The organism is Janthinobacterium agaricidamnosum NBRC 102515 = DSM 9628 (assembly GCF_000723165.1).
Classification (GTDB): Bacteria; Pseudomonadota; Gammaproteobacteria; order Burkholderiales; family Burkholderiaceae_D; genus Janthinobacterium; species Janthinobacterium agaricidamnosum.
This window is the reverse complement of record NZ_HG322949.1, coordinates 5,931,959-5,932,268: the sequence shown is the minus strand read 5'-3', so window position 1 is coordinate 5,932,268 and position 310 is coordinate 5,931,959. Positions and strand designations below refer to the sequence as shown.

The 310-nt window shown below is 51.6% G+C and carries 1 pseudogene; it reads left to right on the top strand.

The features are described 5' to 3' along the window. Positions 1-2 precede the first annotated feature (2 nt). Positions 3-302, top strand: a pseudogene (locus tag GJA_RS25780) (integrase core domain-containing protein); the annotation flags it as partial. Between the last annotated feature and the right edge of the window lie 8 nt (positions 303-310).

Genomic DNA, 310 nt, shown 5'->3' with positions numbered 1-310 from the left:
AATACGCCAGCGAGCTTTACCAAGACCTGCTGGCCAGCCACGGCTTCGTCTGCAGCATGAGCCGCAAAGGTAACTGCTGGGACAACGCCGTCGCTGAACGCTTCTTCTTGAATCTTAAGATGGAACGCGTCTGGCAGCGTCAATATGCCAACCATGACGAGGCCAAAGCCGACATCACCGACTACATCGTCGGCTTCTATAACTGCAAGCGCATTAATTCAGCATTGGGAAATTTGCCGCCCTCTGTCTACGAACAAAAAATGGCAGAACGTGAACCTATCGTTGTGTCCGAAATTACTTGACCACCGCA